This is a genomic window from Phaeovulum vinaykumarii (assembly GCF_900156695.1).
Classification (GTDB): Bacteria; Pseudomonadota; Alphaproteobacteria; order Rhodobacterales; family Rhodobacteraceae; genus Bieblia_A; species Bieblia_A vinaykumarii.
Map to the genome: position 1 here is coordinate 376714 of NZ_FTOM01000001.1, position 19736 is coordinate 396449.

The window sequence follows — 19736 nt, forward strand, 5'->3', positions numbered from 1 at the left end:
GACGCCCTGCACCCCCTGAAGTCACGAAGGGACCGCGCGATGCCGCGCCTGTCTCCGCGCCTGTCTCAAAGCCTGCTGATCGCCGCGTTCACCTTCACCGGGGGGGGGGGATCGGCGCCGGGCTCGTCTTTCCGATCATGCCGGCGCTGGGGCTGGAACCGGGGACCTCGGGGGCGATGATCGGGATGATCCTTTCGGCCAACCGGATCTTGCGGCTGATCTTCAGCTTCGTGGCCGGGGGGGGCTTTATGCCCGGCTGGGGCCGCGCCGGACGATGGCCGCGGCGCTGGCGATCGAGACGGCGGGCATGCTGATGTTCAGCGTGGCGCTGATGTCGGCCTGGCTGCTGGCGGGGCGCTTCGTCAACGGCATCGGCATGGCCTTTCTGCTGATCGGGGCGCAGGTGGCGGTTCTGGCGGGCTCGGACCATGCCAACCGCGGCACGCACACGGCGGCCTTCCGCACCGCGCCGAACGCCTCGATCCCCGGCGGGCTGGTGCTGGGCGGGGCGCTGGCCGACACCTGTTCCGACAACGTGGCCTTTCTGGTCGGGGCCGGGGTCAGCCTGGCGGGCTTCCTGATGGCCGTCCTGCTGGCGCCCGGCCCGGCCGAAAACACGCCGCCTCGGCGCGAGAAGACGGGCCTTGCCGCTTATCGCGCGCTCTGTCAGGCGCCGGGGCGCGTGGCGCTGATCGCAAGCTGGATCTACAACTTCTTCATCTTCCTGACGGTGCAGGGGGCGCTGCTGGCGACGGTGGTCCTGCTGGTGCAGGAGCGCGGGATGTCGGTCCTGGGACCGGATGCGCAGGGCACCTCGAGCATCGCCATGACCTTCATGGTCGGCTCGGCGGCGGGCCTTGCCTGCCTGGCCCAGACGCGGGGGCTGGACTTCTGCTCCCGGGCCCGGTGTTGACGGGGCTGGGGGCGGCGCGGATCATTATGCATGACGCCGCGCACCTGATGATCCACGCCCCGGCAAGCCTGTCGATCGGCCCCGCCGAGGCGCACCGTAAGGCAGCCGACACGCTCGAGAAAGTCGCCGCGACTTACGCTCGAGCCTATGCGCGCGCCACTGGGCACCCGGTTGAGCGCATGGCGGAGTGGATGAAGGCAGAAACGTGGCTGACCGCCGAGGAGGCCGTTGCGCTTCACTTTGCCGATGAAATTGCCGGGGGCGCTGTGCGCGCCTGCGCCTTGCCCCCGGGCTTTGACCTAAACGCCTTCAAGCACACCCCCGAGGCAGTTCGGGGACGCTTCACAGGTGCCACGCGCGCGGCGTGACCGCGATCTTCGGAAAGGAAAGATGATGCCGAACGATATGACACAAATTCCGGCGCGCTTCATGGCGCAAATGCGCGGCCTTGCCAGCCGCAAAAAACCTGCCCGTTTGGGCCGGAGACGTTATGGCCGAAGCGGGCTTGACGATGAACGCGGCTGAAACGCTCGCCCCGTCGCTTGAGCAAATCGCCAATATGGCCGAGCAAGCGAAGGTCAGTGCAGAGCAGATTAAGGAAATCACCGCCTCGCTTCTTTCGGAGATGGGCGAAGCTGATCCGACGAAAAAAGACGGCGAAGGCATGGTGCAGGCCGTGCTTGGTAAGATCCTCGAAATGCGGGTTCAGGAAGATCTCGAAATGAGTGGTTCCCGCCATTCTGGGCACTTGCCCGCCGACTACTACCGGGCCGATCGCCAACAGGTCTCGCTTTCTGCTCGCTTGGGCGATGCGATGGCCGCGCAGATGGCCGACCGCCTCGGGCTTTCGTTTGAGCCGACGACCGGGCGCGAATTCGCCGCCATGTCGCGCGCTGATATGGCGCGCATGGTCGCGCGTGATGCGCGCGCGCAGGTGAGCGGCGATGCGGATGCAATGCGGTTTTGGATGGCGGTGCCCATACCTCTTCGGACTACTACCACGCGACCACGGCGGGCTTGAATGCGGTTCTTGCCCGGGCGATCGAGGTGCACCCCCCTGCGATTCTGGCTGCCACGCACGAAATGAGCGCCGAAGACTTCCGCGAACACCGCTTGGTTGGTTTGTCGGCTTCGGGCAAGCTGAAAAAGACGCCCGAAGGTGACAGCATTAAAAATGTGACGATTGACGAGTCGGGCGAGGCGAGCCCGGTTCTGTCGCACTATGCTGCGAATTTCCATGTCACGCGGGAAGCGGTCATCAATTCCGCGAATTCGATCAATCTGGAAACGCAAGTCGCGCGCAAGATGATCGACGGGGCAATGGGGACTCTGCGCGATGTGATCCTTGAACCGATTTTGGCGAACGATGGCGCAGGCCAAACGCTTCTTGATGGCAAGGAGACGTTCCATAGCGACCGAGGCAACCTTGCCGAAACCGGTGCCATGATCAATGTAACCTCGCTGACCGCTGCGCGCGCGGCGCTGATGCTTCAGAAAGACACGCAAGGGGCGCCCTTGTCGATCACGCCGGCGCTCTTGGTTGTGCCGCCCGATCTTCTGACCCAAGCCGAACAAGTGGTGGCAGGTCGCCGACTACCTTGCGCCGATCAATGACACGCCCGTTGCGGCGATCGACACGCCCCTGATTGCCAAGATCCACGACAAGGCCTCGGAAAAGATGGGATGGCGTCAAGCAAATATGCTGCGCACCTTCCTTTTCGAGGTGTTCAAATACTGCATTCCGCTGGGGCTGGTCTCCGCCAACTTCGCGGAAAAGGTCATCCCGAAGCCGCGCCCGAAGAACCTCAAGCGGGCGAATCGCGCCTGGGAAATCGAGGAACTGGCCTTTGTTCTGGAACATGCACCGCCCCATGTCGCGGCGGCGTTGTCGGTCATGGCCTACACCGGCCTTGATCCTTCGGACGCTCTGGGGCTGCGCCGCGATGCGATTGACGGCGGCGTGATCTGGGCAACGCGCGGCAAGACCGGCGAGCCTGTGGCCGTCCCAATCATCGGCTTGTTGCGGGCCGCGCTCGAGCGCGCCCCGAAGCATGATGCAATTACGATCCTCGCAAGCTCAAAAGGCACCCCTTGGACCTATGACGGGTTTTCGACCGTCTGGCACAGGTGGCGCGCAAAGCAAGTTGAAGCCGGACTGCTCGAAAAAGATCTGACGCTGAAAGGGCTGCGGCATACCGTGGCAACGCTACTGCGCGAGGAAGGCAGGACTAAGGGCGAGATTGCCGACTTTCTGGGGCAGAAGACAGAGCGCATGGCACACCACTATTCGCGCGATGCTGACCTTGCAGAGAAGAACAAAGCGACGGCTGCGACTCTGCAAGACGTGATCGAAAAGAGAACGGCTGTTGTCAAACCGTTCGGAAAAAGTGTCAAACCCGAGGCGAAAGGGAAGTGAACCCGATGGCATTTCATAGTGAAATCAATGGGTTGAACTGGTGCCCAGAGCCGGAATCGAACCAGCGACACGCGGATTTTCAATCGCATTACTTGCCATATTTTACAACATGTTACACTATTTTGTAGAACATTGTGTATAACACGCGAAAATCCCCTTTGCCAAGTGGGCCGATGAGGGCTGCGTGTCCTCTAAGAGGAAAAATCGTGATGAAGCGCGAGGTCAAGTCGCGGAGGAGGGAAGCACTGCATTGATCACTCCCTTGCAGAAAGATGACCCGACACACTTTTTTTGCTTGCCTGCACACACGGTCCTTGCTTGATCCAGTCGTCAGATAGTATGAAGGTTGTCTCAGAGCTCCTCCCAAGCCGGGGACAGCACATCTTACAGAAAGGGATCGCGATGCAGTTTCGGTCACACCTTGCCACACTCTCCACCCTAGCCTTGATTGGCCTGTCCAGCCCAGGCTACGCGTTCGAGATTGGTTTTGATTGGTCGGGGTTGAAATCGTGCACCTCTGGCAATCCGGGCACAGTTGGCAGCCCCGCCTTCACCCTCAGCGACATCCCAGAGGGAACGAAGTTTATTCGCTTCAAATTGGTGGATCGGGACGTCCCGGGCTTTAACCATGGCGGTGGCGTCGTAGAGTGGAATGGATCGAAGACCGTTCCAGCGGGTTCATTCAAATACAAGCAACCTTGCCCTCCTAACGGAAGCCACACCTACGAGTGGCAGGCAACGGCGCAGACCAAGAAGAACGGTGGAAAGCTGGAAACTGCCAAGGCGCAGCGCAAATACCCGGAATAACGAGCCGGTCACTACGGAAATCTAGTGATCCACATGGAAGCGTCCGTCGGACCTGAAATCTCAGGGGACGGTTTCAGCAAGAAGTTCGGCTCTGTTGCACAAATCCCTTGAGGGATTCATCTCGTGAATCCAGCGTGGTAGCTGGGCTGCATGAGCAGACCGACACCCCCGACCTACAAGACCCGGAACTGGCGCAGCTACAACCAAGCGCTGAAGCGCCGTGGCTCGCTGACGATCTGGTTCGATCCCGCCATGATGTGGGGAGCCGCGTCGACCGGCAAGCGCGGGCGCCAGCCTGCCTACAGTGACGCCGCGATCCAGACGTGCCTGACCATGAAGGTGCTGTTCGGGATGGCGCTCCGCCAGACCACTGGGTTCGTCGAGAGCATGCTTCGGCTGATCGGCCTGGACTGGGCGGTGCCTGACTTCAGCACGCTGTCGCGCCGCCAGAAGACCCTGAAGGTCAACATCCCCTACCGCGGCTCGGAGGGTCCGTTACACCTCTTGGTCGACAGCACCGGCATCAAGGTGGAAGGCGAAGGGGAGTGGAACGCCCGCAAGCACGGGGGCACCAAACGCAGGGTCTGGCGCAAGATCCACATCGGGATTGACGAGAAATCTCTGGAAATCCGGGCGGCCGAGTTCACCACCAGCGACGTGGGCGATGCGCCCATGCTGCCCGAGCTGCTCGACCAGATCCCGCCCGACCAGGAGATCGCGACCGTCACCGCCGATGGTGCCTTCGACACCCGCAAATGCCATGACGCCATCGCAGCCCGAGGTGCCGCCGCTATCATTCCGCCCCGCAAGAATGCCAAGCCCTGGAAGCCCGACACCCCGGGTGCTGTGGCGCGTAACGAGATCTTGCGCACATCGAAGCGCGTCGGTCGAACCATCTGGCGACGATGGAGCGGGTATCACCGCCGAAGTCGCGCAGAGACCAAGATGCACTGCGTCAAGCTGCTGGGGCAGCGCCTGTCCGCGCGGGACTTCGACCGTCAGGTTGCAGAGTTCCAGGTTCGCGTCGCTGTCCTGAACGGCTTCACAGCGCTCGGCATCCCTGTCACGGAAGCCGTGGGATGAGTCTGTCCGGGGAAAGGGGAACCCTGTCCGTCACCCGATTTGTGCAACAGAGCCCAAGAAGTTCGATAACTCGTGCATCGATCAAAAAGTGCTCCATCGCCACGGGTGGCGATGGAGGCTTCGCCTCTTCCCTGATGGAAGAGAATTCCCTGAGAAGGTGATTTGAAAACAGAATTGCGAAGGGTGCCGAGGCCCGAAGCCTATAGAAAATCGGGGCGCATCGCAAAAAATGGTAAATGTTATATATGGGTGTAGAGTGTCGAAATTTACCATTTTTATATTATATATCAACATTTTAACTCGATATTGACGATTTGTCAATCCCCAGAAAAAACCCCCTTCAATATTCACTGGCGAGCATCACCGTCAGCACCCGGATCGTCGCCTCAGGATCAGTGGGGTCCTCTGACCCAGCCGTCAGCGTCCGATCATAATAGTCGATCTTCCAGAAGATGGTCTCGCCGTTGTGGACGAACGACCCGAAGTCGTGTTCGCCGTAGGGGTCGTTATCCCCGTCGAAGGCGTCGAACGTCCTTACGCGCTCCAAGACTGCCCCGACATCATCCAACGCCTGAACCCCTTGGGTGATCATCACCCGACACCCGAGAAACGTTGATCGTGCCAAGTCGTTCAGTGAACGAATTGCGGTGGTTCTGTCATTCATCGGGCGCTCCAATCAGAAGAAAACTCTGATCGCCCCGATCCCCCCTCAACTCCCCTCAATCAACACACCCCAGGACTGGGGCGAAGCCCCGTCGCGAAGCGACCCACGATCATTAAAAAAACAATATTTTCCAGAGCCTTACCTCTACACCTATCCTCTTGCGCCTCTCTCGCTTCATCCTTCAGGCTCGGCCTTTGCCAAACAGCCTCATCACCGTCTTGTCGTTCTACTACCGCGTGGCTTGCGCGCCGTTTCATGGTCGTGAATAGTGACGCAGCCGATGCGCCGTAACCTTTCCAAACGGTTACGAGGAACCGTGCTTCGCCCTTGTGACTTTTTTTTTGGAGCCAGTCGCCCTAATGCAACTGCAAGACCTTTTGAACGCCTATCGCGAATCCTCCCGCAGCGAACGGGAGAAGGGCGATTATTTCGAACGCCTGATCCGGGTTTTCCTCGAGAACGACGATATCCAGAAGCAATACTACTCGAAGGTCGTCCCTTTCGGTGAATGGGCAGCTGAACAACGTTGGAGGGGGAGTGACACCGGGATCGACCTCGTCGCAACGATGGCCGATGGGTCTGGATACGCGGCGATCCAGTGCAAATTCTATGCCCCCAACTACAGTATCCAGAAGCCGGACATCGACAGCTTTATCTCGGCAGCCTCAAACGACCTGTTTACGCGACTGATCATCGCTGACACGACCCGTAAGGAACTTGGCAAGAACGCCCAAGAGACGCTCAATAACGTCTCTAAAGACTGGAACCGGATCAGTATCAACGACCTCGAGGCCAGCCGGATCGACTGGTCGCAGTTCATCCGCACCGGAAACATCAGCCTCGCTCCGAAAAAACAGCTTCGCGACGATCAAAGGGAAGCTTTGGAGACTATCTCCGAGGGCCTTTCATCTGCCGACCGGGGCAAGATGATCATGGCTTGCGGGACGGGTAAGACCTTTACCAGCCTAAGGATCGCCGAACACCTCGCCGGAAAGGGCAAGCTCGTCCTCTTCATGGTACCCTCGCTCGCCCTGATGTCGCAGACCGTGCGTGAATGGAAAAATGACTGCCACGAGGACTTCACGGCCTTTTCCGCCTGCTCCGATAAGAAGGTGGGGCGGAATGAGGATGCCGACAGCCTCGACCTCAACGTTCACGATCTGGCCTTCCCGGCGACCACGGACCCTGACCGTTTGGCCCGTCAGGTTCAGGATGCTCCGCCCGACCAAATGACGGTCGTATTCTCGACCTATCACTCCATCGACGTCCTTACCCGCGCCCAGAAGCACTACGGCCTTCCCGAATTCGATTTGGTCATCTGCGACGAGGCGCATCGCACAACCGGCGTCACTTTGAAAGACGAGGACGACAGCAACTTCGTCCGCATCCATAGCAACGATTATGTAACCGCGAAGAAGCGCCTCTACATGACCGCGACACCGCGCATCTTCGGCGATGGCGCCAAACGCAAGGCCGATGATCACGACGCCGAACTCGCCTCTATGGATGATGAAACCAAGTTCGGCAAAGACCTGTTCCATCGTGGTTTTGGCTGGGCAGTCGAGAATGAACTTCTGACCGATTACAAGGTCGTCGTGCTGGCCGTCGATGAGGGGCTAGTTTCCACTACGATCCAGAACCGCTTGAAGGAAAGCTCCGAACTCAAGCTGGACGATGCGACCAAGATCATCGGCTGTTACAAGGCCCTTACCAAGGCCGATCTCGCCAGCGATCTGGAATTTGATCCGCAACCGATGCGCCGCGCGCTGGCCTTTTGTCAGAGCATCGCCAAATCGCGGGTGATCGAGGCTGAATTCACGCAGGTCGTCGACGCTTACCTCGGCAGCGAACTGCTCGAAGACCCCCGTTATCTGACGACCGAGGTTCGCCATGTCGATGGCAGCTTCAACGCCAGTGCCCGTGAAGAACTGCTTGGCTGGCTCAAGGCCGAGTCCGGTGACAACACCTGTCGTATCCTGACCAACGCCAAGGTTCTGTCCGAGGGTGTGGACGTTCCCGCGCTGGACGCGATCATGTTCATGCACCCACGCAAGAGCCAGATCGACGTGGTGCAATCCGTTGGTCGGGTCATGCGCAAGGCCAAGGACAAGAAGCTTGGCTACGTCATCCTGCCCGTTGCCATTCCGCCCGACACCACCCCTGAGGCAGCTCTGAATGACAACGAGCGGTATCAGGTCGTCTGGCAAATCCTGAACGCCCTGCGCGCCCACGACGAACGCCTTGATGCCCGTCTGAACCAGATCAAGATCGGTGAGGATATCCGCGACAAGGTCGAAATCGTCCGGATTTCATCCGAGTCCGAGTTGAAGAAACTGACCGCTGTGGTGGACACATTCGCCACCTCCAAGAGCAAGCCGTCCAAGCCGAAAGCGGGCATCGGCTCTGACAGCCCCGAACCGCGTCAACCCGAACTTCCCGCACAAGGCGAACTGGTTTTTGACGAGTTCACCCGCGCCATCATGGCCAAGATCGTCGAGAAGTGTGGCACCCGAGAATACTGGGATACCTGGGCCAAAGACATTGCCAAGATCGCCCAGACCCATATCACCCGCATCACGACCATCGTCGCGCAGCCCGGTGCGGAACGCACCGCCTTCCTCGCCTTCCTTGACGAACTACACGACGACTTGAACCCCGAAATCACCGAGGCCGAGGCGATTGAGATGCTGGCACAGCACCTCATCACCAAACCCGTCTTTGACGCCCTGTTCAAAGGCAACCGCTTCACCAAGGAAAACCCCGTTTCGAAGGCGATGGAAATCGTCCTGGGCCAGCTTCATGAACACAACCTCGCCAAAGAATCCGAAAGCCTCGCCAAGTTCTACGCCAGCGTGGAACGCCGCGCCGAGGGCGTGAAAACCGCCCAAGGCCGCCAAACCCTGATCACCGAACTTTACGACAAATTCTTCCGCGCCGCCTTCCCCGTGCTGACCGCCCGCCTTGGCATCGTCTACACCCCTGTTGAGGTGGTGGATTTCATCATCCACTCGGTCAATGACGTGCTCAAGGCGCAGTTCGGCCAAACCCTTGGGTCAGAGGGCGTGCATATACTTGACCCCTTCACCGGCACAGGCACCTTCATCACCCGCCTGCTGCAATCGGGCCTGATCGCGCCCGACCAGCTAGAACACAAATACAAACACGAAATTCACGCGAATGAGCTGGTGCTGCTGGCCTATTACATCGCCGCCGTGAACATCGAAACCGTCTATCACGAACTGCGCTATGGCAGCCTGTCCACCAACGCGCCCTATGAACCCTTTGAAGGCATCCTGCTGACCGATACCTTCCAAATGTATGAACAAGAGCGCGACATGGTCGCCAACCTCTTGCCCGACAACTCGGAACGGCGCACCAAGCAAAAGGCGCTGGATATTCGCGTGATCATCGGCAACCCGCCCTATTCGGCGGGGCAAAAGAGCGCGAACGACAACGCAGCGAACATCGAATACCCGACCTTGGATGCAGCCATCAGCGCCACCTATGCGGCAAGCTCCAAGGCGTCCAACCTTCAAAACCTCTATGACAGCTACATTCGCGCCTTCCGTTGGGCTAGTGAGCGGATCGGCGATGCAGGCGTCATGGGCTTTGTGTCGGGCAGCGCATGGATTGAACGCTCCTTTGCCGACGGGATGCGCAAGTGCTTGGCCGAAGAGTTTAGCGACCTTTACGTCTTTCATCTGCGCGGTGACATACGCAAGAACATGTTGTCCAAAGGGGCAGCGCGCGAAGGGCAAAATGTATTTGCCTCGGGCAGCATGACGGGCATTTCCATTGCTGTCCTGGTGAAAAAACCTAACGCGGCCAAGGCAGGCAGTATCTATTTTCACGACATTGGCCCAGACCTTACGACCAAGCAGAAGTTGGGCATGATCCAGAAGTTTGGTTCTATCGACGGCATTGCCAAGGCAGGCGGCTGGGTGGCAATCACGCCCGATACGAAAAATGATTGGCTGGATCAGGTTGACCAGAGCTTTGACACCTTCATGCTCATTGGGACTGGTGAGCGGGGTGGTGCTGGAGAACCCACCGTCTTTGAATTGGCAAGCCTTGGCATCAACTCCAATCGCGATCAATGGGTTTACAATTCATCGCCATCGGCGCTTGCGACTAGTGTTGGTAAGCTAATTAATGCCTATAACGCTGAACTCGATGCCGGAAAGCCGTTGGCGGAAGCGACAACTGATCCCAAGCAAATAAAATGGTCCAGCAGCCTCACTGCGCGATATGAACAGGGAGTCCGCGGCGATTATTCGACAGAATGGCTCAAAATATCACACTATCGACCCTTCACGATCCAACACCTGTATGGTGAGCCGCTGTTGATCCATCGTTATGGTAAGATGCGCCGAATTTTCCCGAACAACATGGCAAACTTGGTTATTCAAGTCTCTGGTGTGGGGGCAAGAGCGGGATTTTCAGCGTTGATGAGCAATCGCATCTCTGATCTGCACACTATCGACTCAGGCCAGTGTTTTCCCCTCTACCTCTACGAAGAAACACAACTCGAAGAGGGCCTCTTCGCCACCGAGGGCGCGCAGGCTGGTCTCACCCGCCGCGATGCCATCACCGATGCGGGCCTTGCCCATTTCCAAGCCGCCTATCCGGGGCAGGTGATCAGCAAGGAAGACCTGTTCTACTACATCTATGGCTTGCTGCATTCGCCTGAATACCGCACCCGCTTTGCGAACAACCTCGCCAAACAACTGCCCCGCATCCCTGCGGTCAAACGATACGAGGATTTTGCGGCTTTCACCGAGGCTGGCCGCAAGCTTGGCCACCTGCATGTGAACTTCGAAACTGTCGACCCCTACATGGTCACCTTCAAGGAGGGCAACCACGCACTGATCAACGAGGCGCAAGCGAACCCCAAGAAGTTCTACCGCGTCACCAAGATGAAGTTCGGCGGCAAGGGCAAGGAAAAGGACCGCACGACCGTCATCTACAACGACAACATCACAATGCAAAACATCCCCCTCGCCGCCTATGACTATGTGGTCAACGGCAAGCCCGCGCTGGAATGGGTGATGGAACGCCAGGTCGTTAAGACTGACAAGGACAGCGGCATCGTCAATGACGCCAACGACTACGCCAACGAGACGGTCGGCAACCCCCGCTATCCGCTGGAACTGTTCCAGCGTGTAATCACGGTCAGCCTTGAAACGATGAAGATCGTGAACAGCTTGCCACCCTTGGACATCGACTGAACCGAGGACAGTATGGCGACGACCCCCAACAAGCCAAAGCCCGAGAACCTCAAGTCGGCACTGGTCCTTGATGCGGCGTTGTTCAAAGCGCCGCCGCGACGGGGTGTTCAGGCGGACTCGATCTTCCTGATCGGGTTCGACACCGAATACGAGAAATCGGACAGTACCGACGAGGAAGAGGCCAAATCAAACCGCGTCTTGTCCTATCAGTACTGCGGCCTGATGGTCGATGAAGACAGCGACCAAGCGGATCGCAAATGGTCGGGCATCATCTACCCCAAGGGGCCAACGGTTGAAGGTCGCCTCACCATCCCCGAGTTCTTGCACCATGTTATTCAAGACGGGTTGAAGCAGCATCCCGCACTGCGCTTCCCTTCACGGGTTTATCTTGTGGCCCATTTTACCCGGGCAGACGTTCCGGGGTTTCGCGAGTTCAAGGACAAGACCCTGCGAGATCGGCTGCTGCTTCAGAATATCCGAAGCCTTTTCATGAACCTCGAAAGCCCCTTCGTCGTGGAGTTCCAGTCCGAGACGGAAGGCAAGCCCGTTGAACTGAAGGCTTCATTCCGGGACACGATGACCTTGGCCCCAACAGGGTTGCGAAGCCTCGATGACCTTGGGAAACTGGTCGGCGTTCCGAAGCTGAAGCTATCTGATGATCCGAAACAGGAGTATTACTACAAGACCCATATGGGGCGCTTGCTTGAAGATGACCGCTCGCTGTTCGAGCGGTACGCGATCCGTGACGCTGAGGTTTGCGCGGCCTATGCGGCGCAGATGATCCGGGCATCGGATGACAACTTGGGCGCGTTCGCCTTGCCAACGACCCTGTCAGCGAAGGGTCTCAAGCTTCTCAAGAAGTTCTGGGATGACAACAGAGCTAACGGGCTTGCCTTGGTCGGCAAAGAAGAGGTCGATGAACTGATCTGGAGCACCAAGTTCAACCGCCACGTCAAAAGGAAGAGCCTTGTCAATATGCCGTTCCTTCACTGGAACGAACAGTTCCTGACCGAGGCATATCATGGCGGGCGCAATGAGCAGTTCTGGTTTGGTCCCGCACCGGAAGGGGTCTGGTACGACTACGATCTGGCTAGTGCTTACCCATCAGCTATGTCGCTAATCGGCACGCCGGACTGGACCAAGTTTTACAACATCCCCGACACCGACACCCTGTTGAGTGAACGGTTCTCCTCGTCCGATTTGGCCTTCGCCAATGTGGACTTCGAGTTTCCCGACGATGTCCTATATCCAGTCCTCCCTGTCAGAACGACCTACGGCCTGATTTTTCCGCGAAAGGGTAACAGCACCACGCATATCAGCGAGATCAGGCTGGCGCATCGCCTTGGTTGCAAGATCAAGCTGATTGAAGGGCGATACGTCGAGTCCTCTGGCAGTGGCGATCCGGGTATGCCCGCCAAATCGATCCGGCCTTTTGCCGATTTCGCCAAGTTCTGCATCGACAATCGGAACGAATTTCCAAAGGGAACCCTTCAGAACCTGATGTGGAAGGAGATCGTCAACTCGACCTATGGCAAGACGGGGCAAGGCTTGCGGGAGCGACGTGTCTATGACCTGCGCGATGCAGATACGAAACTGCTTCCCCCTTCTGACATCACCAATCCCGCCTACGCCTCGTTCATCACGGCTTTCTGCCGCGGTGTCCTGGGCGAAATCATGAACACCCTTCCCAAGGATGTTTCGATTTTCAGCGTCACAACTGACGGGTTTCTGACGACGGCAAGCCCCGATCAGATGCAGGCCGCGACGAAGGGGGAGTTGTGCCAGTTCTATCAAAAGGCGCGGGCCTACCTGAGTGGCAAAAGCGATATCTATGAGGTGAAGCACATCATTCGGCGTCCCTTGGGCTGGCGGACACGCGGTCAGGCCACGCTCGTTCCGTCTCAACCGGACGACTGGCAAGGAGCAGGTATAAGCCATTCGGACGATGGTAGCATTGTTCTCGCCAAGGGCGGCATCAAGTTGAATGGTCGGCTGTCCAAAGCCGAGCAAAATCAAGAAATCCTGACAAAGTTCGCGGGCAGAAAGCCTGATGACATCCTCGTCTATAGCATCGGCTCTGGCCCAAAGTTCCAGTATGTGGAGGGCAGCGACTTCATCGATATAGAAGTGGTGAAAAAGCTGTCGATGGAGTTCGACTGGAAGCGAAGGCCATCCGAACCAGAGGACTCGGACGTGTCAGGCACGATCATGCCCGGAGATCGGCATCTGTCCTTCAAAACCATTCCATGGGACGATGTTCGCCTTTTCAATATGGTTAGGGAAAACTGGGGTGTGTTCCGTCAGTCCAGCCCGCGTTGCCTGAAATCCGTTCACGACCTGAAGGCGTTTTCAGCGTTCCATGAAAACACGTCATCGCTTGAAGGTGAGGCTGGCAAGTACCTTCGCCGTGAAAACGGGACCATGAAACGACTTCGCCAACAAATAGCAGTCGCCCAGAATCACCGAGCGGCTGGAACACATAGACATAATCCGATTTGGCACGATGACTTGATCATCCTTCAAGATGGAAAGCTGACGGCAAAGCTTCTGGCCCGTTTTCTTGACGAGGTCATCGGCATTCCATGCAAACAAGAGGACATCGAGAACGACAGGAAGAAGAAGGTATTCACGCCGGGACAGGTTCCCAACACGACAGAGGTGCGGGAAAAGCTAATGCTGCTGAAGGAGAAGCTGTTCCCCGACCTGAAGCTTGAGGAGTTCCTTGCATCGAACAAAGCCGTTTCGCTGATAGGCTGAAACAACCGATGCCGGACTAGGGTCAATGGATATCCGGAGGAAGCTTCACGTCCGGGATATGGAACCGAGAGAACGCTTTACTCACAGGGTCAGCGGATTGCTGAAGAGCGGTCAACCGCCGCAGATGATAGAAGGTTGATGCCGCCCGTTCATCTAGTTCAAACGGCGCTCCGACGGTGCCTCCGGACTCGATTTGATAGGCACCATATCCGTCCCTCACGAACTTGACGTCGAAATACCCTTTTGATCTGAGGCCGATCACTTCAAGCAGTCCGTTTGCATCTGCCAGTCGAAGGAATTGGCGACGTAGCAGGTCAACCGTCTCCGACCGTTTTGCGCTCCAAACCCAGTTCAATGCTCGTTGGGCTTGTTCCATGTAGCCCGGTTCAAGCCGTTCTTTCCCATTTTTGAGAAGCTTATTCTCAACAAGGTAACCCTGCGCGATCGCGGCGATGAAGTCGAAATCCGTGAAACTGTAAGTGACGTTTCCGTCCTCGTTCTCGTCGTCAATTTCGATCAATATGACGCCGCCGCCACGGCCGCCCTCGACTGGCGCTTTGCAGTAGAATTTAGCCACCTCTGGCCTTGGGCGAAACAGGTCGACACTTATCGGCCAATAATTTTTGTCAGCACTGGCCAAAACAGCCTTCAGCTGAAGGTATCGGGTCGTCTCGCCGTCCTCCACGATGATGTCGAATCCATCCCGATCCACATCAGGTTCGTACAGGTGCATGTGATAGCCGACACGGGCTGCGGCGATTTTTAGGTCAAAGGCAAGGCGGTTGAAGAAAATCCGCTCACGGGTCGTTTGGTTGAGCGATTTGGACAGGAACCCCCTCAGAGCAGTTTGGGGCTTCGGAGGTCGGTTCTTCTTCTTGGTCGTGGTCGATCCGTCGGTCTGGTCGTTCGTGCTGCTCAATTCGTCTTCACCGATCCGTTGCCCTATCCCGCCTGATCCCTGACGCCCGTCCACGACAGACCAACGTTTGTCGTGGATGGAGGATGCCGATGACGGACTATGTTGTCTACTACCGTGTGTCGACCGAGCGTCAGGGAAGGTCAGGACTTGGCCTTGAGGCGCAACGGGCGATGGTCGAAGCGTTTCTTCAGCCCGGCGATACCGTGATCGATGAGTTCACCGAAATCCAATCGGGGAAGAAGGATGATCGCATCAAGCTGTGGAAGGCGATCAACCTCGTCAAGAAAACCCGCTCGAAGCTGCTGATCCCCAAGCTGGACCGATTTTCGAGGAAGGTCTCGTTCATCTCGGGGATCATCGATCAGGGCGTTGAGCTGGTTGTCTGCGAGCATCCGAACGTCAATACCTTCTTCCTCCACCTGCTCGCCTGCTTCGCCGAGGAAGAGAGACGACAGATTTCAGAACGCACCAAAGCCGCGCTGACAGCGGCCAAGAACCGGGGGACAGCGCTTGGCCTGAATGCCAGCCAGCTCGCTGCGACAAGGCGTCTGGAACGCCGGAAATTTGCACTGGATAACGCCGATAACTTGATGATGGCCGTGGCCGAGGCTGGATCGATTTCTGCGGCGGCCAGATGGCTAAACGATAGGAAGGTGCCAACTGCCACTGGTGGTCGATGGCACCCTCAGACCGTCAAGAACTATATCGATGTGATCCAGATCGATCCCGCGTCACGATTGATGGCGGGATCCAGCCATGACGGCTGCTGATTGCCGTTTGATCGCTTCGAGAAGCTGAAGCCGCTTGCTGTTCAGCTTCGCCTTCTTCGGCCCCTCTTCCATCAAGCCGAGAACGCCTTCGATGGAGGAAAGCTGCGCTTTCAAATCCGATGGCTCCCTCTGGACCAATGCGTCGATGGAACGTTCTGATACAAATTCCTTGAAACCCATCACAGCGACCATCCTCCATCAAAACGGTCATAGCTGACCATGAAGGGCACCAACGGCATATCGTCATTGGCGGGATGTTGACGACGGGGAAGCGGTTCGGATGCAATGCGTTCCAGTTCTGTTCGGCAATAGGTCTCCAGAAGCTGATTGATGATTGCGGTTCGGCTGAGCCGCTTTGCTTTCGCGATTTCGTCCAAAGAGTCCTTCAGGCTCGTTGGGATGTTGAAGTTGATTAGTTGATGCGTCATTTTATTCCTTTCTTGTTTATGGGTGGCATTGACTTCGCCAATGTCGAGTTCCTCGAGGATCAGGTTTTGTGGGGATGTTTTTGGTGCCCGGTGGGTTCTGGGCTTCCCCAATCTTCACCGGGACATTCAGGGCTTATTGGTGGCTTATTTTGATAAGGTTCCTTTGGAGTATAATAAGGATTAAAGAGCCGACGCCTCGTCGCTCCTTTCCCTTGTCGGTCAGGTCTTGATTGGGGGTGCGAAGGAGACTTTGCTCAGCGACGCTCAAAGCAGGTGGAATTGGCCCAATCAATCGAGGACGCGAAGTCGCCTTTCGTCCTCTTTTTAAAACAATAATTAATCCAGCCTGTTTCCCGATCCTTGTCGGCAGGCTCTTCAAAATGGTATTCACGGTATCCGAAGCGGGTCTTGCACCAGCACTCCATGACGAGGGCGATGAATTCCTCAGTCGTCAGGGAGGCCGGTTTTTCGATGATGGCGTGTAGGTGATGGCGATGCCATGCCCCATCTTCACGGACCACCAACATTGCCAACTGGCGGCCATGCCGCTTATAGGCGTTCCCGAACAGGCGTCGATTCAGCAGGTTTCGGAAATGCCGGAAGTTCACCGAGGAAATCTCGTCATCAATTCGTTGTCCATCAACAACCTGCTTCTGGGTCAGGGTGATGTTGATCGGGTTGGGAACCGGATTGGCGAGGTAAAATTGCTTGATGGAAGATTGGATCATCGAATACCCTTATGATTTATATAGGGTATTTATCTGATCTTTATCTGCTATTTATTGACCCTGCAGAAGATTTTTCATTTGATCTTATTTTTGGTCGCGAAGCAAAGAAAGCGCCTCAAGCACTGCAGGAGAGTCCGACCGAATAGCGATTTCTACGCCGTCTGAGAACTTGATGCCAATCACATAGCTGTTTCTCTGGTCATCCATGTAAAGATTGGATCCTGCAGCAATGCTCTTTGAAAGCATGTGATTGAAGATCATTCTCCAGATACTTTTCTTCTTCTTCACGCCAACAAACTTTACCGAAACTACGTCAAGCGCAGTATACGCCTTTTCCGAATTTGTCCCAGCGATTTTGAAGTGCAAAAGACCATCTGCAATATTGAGCTGCACTGACGACGCGTTGCAATTGGACGATATAAGTTTTGTCATGATCACTCCTAGTACTTTTCAGGTTATGCGATTGCCTATCGGCGTCAAGGCTCTCTGGCGTGGGCCAGCTGTATCGTTAGAGCAATGGCGGCAACTTAAGTTTGATCGCGGCGTCCGGATCGATGGTGGTCACCGCCCCAAGGTCAAATAACAATTTGGAACACAAGTTGCCGCAGTGTCGCCTTTGCCGCAATGTGTCAATCGGCTTTGAACTTGGCCCGAAGGGTGTTGCTGGCCTTCTGAAGCGCCACGTCCAGCTTGCCCTTCAGCACCATGGAACGGACTTCGGCCAGTGCCTCATCCAGCCCGGCGATGTCGGCGCATTCAACGGAATACATCCCCTTCGCCAGTTCGATCTCGGTCCGCCCGTAACGGATCGACAGGAAGTAGCGGCCATCGTCGCCACGCCAGAACCACGCGTTCTTGACAGGCTGGCCTTGGCGATGCTGGTCGAGCAGCGCAATCTGCTGATCGATGCCGGTGACGATCTTCTGGCGGCGCTGCGAAACACGATCCAGCGTGCGGGGCTTCTTGTGGGCGGCAAATGTCAGGGCCATCGGGCTGTCCTCCTGTTGATGGGAGGGGCGTCCAGCCAAACCCGCATCAGGTCCACGGGTATCAGCCCTCGTCGCGCCAGTGCAGGTTCTCGATCATCTCTTTCGTCGGGGCCATGTTCTTCAGGTAAAACCGTTCCAGCTGATCCACCGAGGTTCCGGCGTTCTTGGCCAGCGTGTAGATGTTCACTTTGCCGTTCGAGGCGCGCAGCCGCGATTGCAGGGCGTAGTGGCGGAGCGAATAGGGCGAAAGCTTCCGCTCATCATCCAACAGAGCGGCCTTGTCGAGGATGTGGTTGAAGATGCGCCGTGCGGTATCAATCGCGGTCGTCCGGTTGGTGTATTCCGGCATCCAGACAAAGGCGTTCCTGTCGGGGCCAGCCTCATCAAACGGGTTCAGCATCCCCCTATAGAGCGGCACGCAGATCGGCATCGTCACGCTGACCCGCTTTCCAGTCTTGCCGCCCGTCACAGCCATTTCGAGATGGGGCGGCTTGGTTCCGATCTTGATGTCCTTATGCCGCAGCCCGAACAGCTCGCCCTTCGTGGGCCTCAGGAAGCTATGGACGAGGAACTTGAACATCCTCACATGATGGCCTGTGACCTTGACGCCCCGCACCTCGTCGCCACGGGTGACGCATTCGGCACCCGCCTTCATGAACTTCTTATACTCGTCATCGGTGAAGGTGTGACGCGGCGTATCGGTCGTCTTCTGCTTCGGCATGACCGGGATCGTCTTCATCAGACCATCCTCGACCGCCAGCGACAGAACCTTGCGGATCACGATCACATGCTTTGCCCGCGTTGAATCCGCCAGCGGTTTGCCGCGCGTCTTGTCGAGCTGGACGAGGTATTCACGGATCATCCGCGTGGTGATCTTGGTGACGTCATGATCGCCAAAGTGGCGGATGATGCCGTCCTTCTGGCGATAGAGCAGTTTTCGGTCGCTGTCGTGGGTCTTTGCAGACGGTTTCTGCATCCCGAGCATCTGATTGGCGTAATACTCGAAACTGGTCTTCGCGGTTCGAGCGAGGTCGCCACCCGCCCGCTTGAAGAACGAGTCGGCAAATTCGTTAGCCGCGGCCATCGCCTCGATACGGGATTCCTCCTTGGTCGATCTGACGATGTAGCGTCCATCGAACGGATCACGCAGCCGAAGCATCCAGAACGGGCTGCGTCCGGTCTTGTAGATCGCCAGACCCTTTCGGATCGGGCGCAGCGAAGTCATCCGGTTCGGAGATTCGACGTTCATGATGCCAAGGATTTATTAAGCCGATGTGTATAACTTAATCCGATGGTCCAGTTCGATCAACGCCGCTCTGGCAGGCTGCTCTGCCTTGCTGAGAGCCTGCTCGTGCCTGCTCGTGCCTGCCCATTACTGCCGTTGGATCAGGCTTTCGGCTTCATCCAGCGCTCTTGTTCTCGGCGTGCTATTTCGCCGATGCGCGTTGCCAACGACTGCAACCGCCAGATCAGAAAGGCCGCAAGCCCGACATGGTAGGGGATCGTCAACAGCAGTATCCAGCCCATCGTGGCCCAGCCGCCGAAGATGCCCGCGATCAGGGCAACGACCAGTGATCCGAGGAACGAGACGATCAGCGCCACCAGAATCGGCATACCGTTGGCGCCGTTGATGCGCGCTCTGACCGCTGACCGATCTGCCCAGAAGCCCAACAGGATCAACGAAAGCGAAAGTCCGAAGGCGATGGCGAGAAACGTGGTCATAGCGGATCAAAGCTCCTCGATAGCGACACTCTAAGCCGGTTCGTGGATTCGACAGGAACCATGCCGAGAATTGAGTGTATAGCTGTGTATAACTTTATCAGAAGCCAAAATCCACTTGATGCGAACCTAGAAAATATAGCAATATCAAGGATTTAAGTGGTGCCCAGAGCCGGAATCGAACCAGCGACACGCGGATTTTCAATCCGCTGCTCTACCAACTGAGCTATCTGGGCATGCCATCCGAAAGACGGCGCCGGGTTTCCGGCGGCGGGCTTGGTGGGCCGCGCTTGGGGGCCTTATTGCCTGTCGGGG

The 19736-nt window shown here is 57.1% G+C and carries 19 protein-coding genes, 1 tRNA gene and 1 pseudogene; 11 read left to right on the forward strand and 10 right to left on the reverse strand.

Annotated elements, in window-relative coordinates:
* Window positions 1-253: 253 nt before the first annotated feature.
* The 8 genes and pseudogenes from BW949_RS01790 to BW949_RS01820 form a co-directional block, all read left to right on the forward strand.
* Window positions 254-913, forward strand: a pseudogene (locus BW949_RS01790) (MFS transporter); the annotation flags it as partial.
* Window positions 914-939: 26 nt separating this feature from the next.
* On the forward strand, window positions 940-1281 hold the full coding sequence (locus BW949_RS01795) for an ATP-dependent Clp protease proteolytic subunit (RefSeq protein WP_143524389.1): 342 nt from the start codon (window positions 940-942) through the stop codon (window positions 1279-1281).
* Between the two features lie 22 nt (window positions 1282-1303).
* Window positions 1304-1438, forward strand: coding sequence for a hypothetical protein (locus BW949_RS17530; RefSeq protein WP_268875796.1), 135 nt, complete (start codon window positions 1304-1306; stop codon window positions 1436-1438).
* Window positions 1404-1934 (forward strand): hypothetical protein, encoded by a 531-nt coding sequence (locus BW949_RS01800; RefSeq protein ID WP_076363205.1) that lies wholly within the window; start codon window positions 1404-1406, stop codon window positions 1932-1934. The genes BW949_RS17530 and BW949_RS01800 overlap by 35 nt, the downstream gene beginning before the upstream one ends.
* A 62-nt stretch (window positions 1935-1996) precedes the next feature.
* Window positions 1997-2527 (forward strand): phage major capsid protein, encoded by a 531-nt coding sequence (locus BW949_RS01805; protein WP_076363206.1) that lies wholly within the window; start codon window positions 1997-1999, stop codon window positions 2525-2527.
* A gap of 85 nt (window positions 2528-2612) precedes the next feature.
* Window positions 2613-3329, forward strand: coding sequence for a tyrosine-type recombinase/integrase (locus BW949_RS01810; RefSeq protein ID WP_076363207.1), 717 nt, complete (start codon window positions 2613-2615; stop codon window positions 3327-3329).
* A 402-nt stretch (window positions 3330-3731) separates the two neighbouring features.
* Window positions 3732-4136, forward strand: a complete 405-nt coding sequence (locus BW949_RS01815; RefSeq protein ID WP_159440032.1) for a YbhB/YbcL family Raf kinase inhibitor-like protein — start codon at window positions 3732-3734, stop codon at window positions 4134-4136.
* A gap of 150 nt (window positions 4137-4286) precedes the next feature.
* Window positions 4287-5219, forward strand: coding sequence for an IS5 family transposase (locus BW949_RS01820; RefSeq protein ID WP_083947525.1), 933 nt, complete (start codon window positions 4287-4289; stop codon window positions 5217-5219).
* Between the two features lie 340 nt (window positions 5220-5559).
* On the opposite strand, the gene BW949_RS01825 is transcribed toward BW949_RS01820, so the two are convergent.
* Window positions 5560-5883, reverse strand: a complete 324-nt coding sequence (locus BW949_RS01825; protein ID WP_076363685.1) for a DUF3768 domain-containing protein — start codon at window positions 5881-5883, stop codon at window positions 5560-5562.
* Window positions 5884-6242: 359 nt separating this feature from the next.
* On the opposite strand from BW949_RS01825, the gene BW949_RS01830 reads away from it, so the two are divergent.
* Window positions 6243-11111 carry a DEAD/DEAH box helicase gene (locus BW949_RS01830; protein WP_076363208.1) on the forward strand — a complete coding sequence of 1623 codons (4869 nt, stop codon included), beginning with the start codon at window positions 6243-6245 and terminating at the stop codon, window positions 11109-11111.
* Between the two features lie 12 nt (window positions 11112-11123).
* On the forward strand, window positions 11124-13868 hold the full coding sequence (locus BW949_RS01835) for a DNA polymerase (protein WP_076363209.1): 2745 nt from the start codon (window positions 11124-11126) through the stop codon (window positions 13866-13868).
* A 22-nt stretch (window positions 13869-13890) separates the two neighbouring features.
* Here BW949_RS01835 and BW949_RS01840 read toward each other — a convergent pair whose 3' ends face one another.
* Window positions 13891-14841, reverse strand: coding sequence for a hypothetical protein (locus BW949_RS01840; protein ID WP_210187210.1), 951 nt, complete (start codon window positions 14839-14841; stop codon window positions 13891-13893).
* 35 nt (window positions 14842-14876) lie between these two features.
* Between BW949_RS01840 and BW949_RS01845 the strand changes: the two genes are divergently transcribed.
* Window positions 14877-15557, forward strand: coding sequence for a recombinase family protein (locus BW949_RS01845; protein WP_076363211.1), 681 nt, complete (start codon window positions 14877-14879; stop codon window positions 15555-15557).
* On the opposite strand, the gene BW949_RS16665 is transcribed toward BW949_RS01845, so the two are convergent.
* From BW949_RS16665 to BW949_RS01870, 8 genes are all read right to left on the reverse strand, one after another.
* Window positions 15519-15737 carry a hypothetical protein gene (locus tag BW949_RS16665; protein ID WP_143524391.1) on the reverse strand — a complete coding sequence of 73 codons (219 nt, stop codon included), beginning with the start codon at window positions 15735-15737 and terminating at the stop codon, window positions 15519-15521. The genes BW949_RS01845 and BW949_RS16665 overlap by 39 nt on opposite strands.
* A complete protein-coding gene (locus tag BW949_RS16670; protein WP_143524392.1) occupies window positions 15737-16096 on the reverse strand; it encodes a ribbon-helix-helix domain-containing protein in 360 nt (119 codons plus the stop codon). Before BW949_RS16670 ends, BW949_RS16665 begins: the two co-directional genes overlap by 1 nt.
* A gap of 143 nt (window positions 16097-16239) precedes the next feature.
* On the reverse strand, window positions 16240-16713 hold the full coding sequence (locus tag BW949_RS01850) for a hypothetical protein (RefSeq protein WP_076363212.1): 474 nt from the start codon (window positions 16711-16713) through the stop codon (window positions 16240-16242).
* 84 nt (window positions 16714-16797) lie between these two features.
* The gene (locus BW949_RS16675; protein ID WP_143524393.1) at window positions 16798-17145 is read right to left on the reverse strand and encodes a hypothetical protein; all 348 of its coding nucleotides are present in this window, start codon (window positions 17143-17145) and stop codon (window positions 16798-16800) included.
* A 197-nt stretch (window positions 17146-17342) separates the two neighbouring features.
* Window positions 17343-17702, reverse strand: a complete 360-nt coding sequence (locus BW949_RS01855; protein WP_076363213.1) for a hypothetical protein — start codon at window positions 17700-17702, stop codon at window positions 17343-17345.
* 61 nt (window positions 17703-17763) lie between these two features.
* On the reverse strand, window positions 17764-18951 hold the full coding sequence (locus BW949_RS01860; RefSeq protein WP_159440033.1) for a tyrosine-type recombinase/integrase: 1188 nt from the start codon (window positions 18949-18951) through the stop codon (window positions 17764-17766).
* A gap of 137 nt (window positions 18952-19088) precedes the next feature.
* Window positions 19089-19424, reverse strand: a complete 336-nt coding sequence (locus BW949_RS01865) for a hypothetical protein (protein ID WP_076363214.1) — start codon at window positions 19422-19424, stop codon at window positions 19089-19091.
* A 157-nt stretch (window positions 19425-19581) separates the two neighbouring features.
* Window positions 19582-19657: transfer RNA gene (locus BW949_RS01870), tRNA-Phe, on the reverse strand.
* Window positions 19658-19736 lie beyond the last annotated feature (79 nt).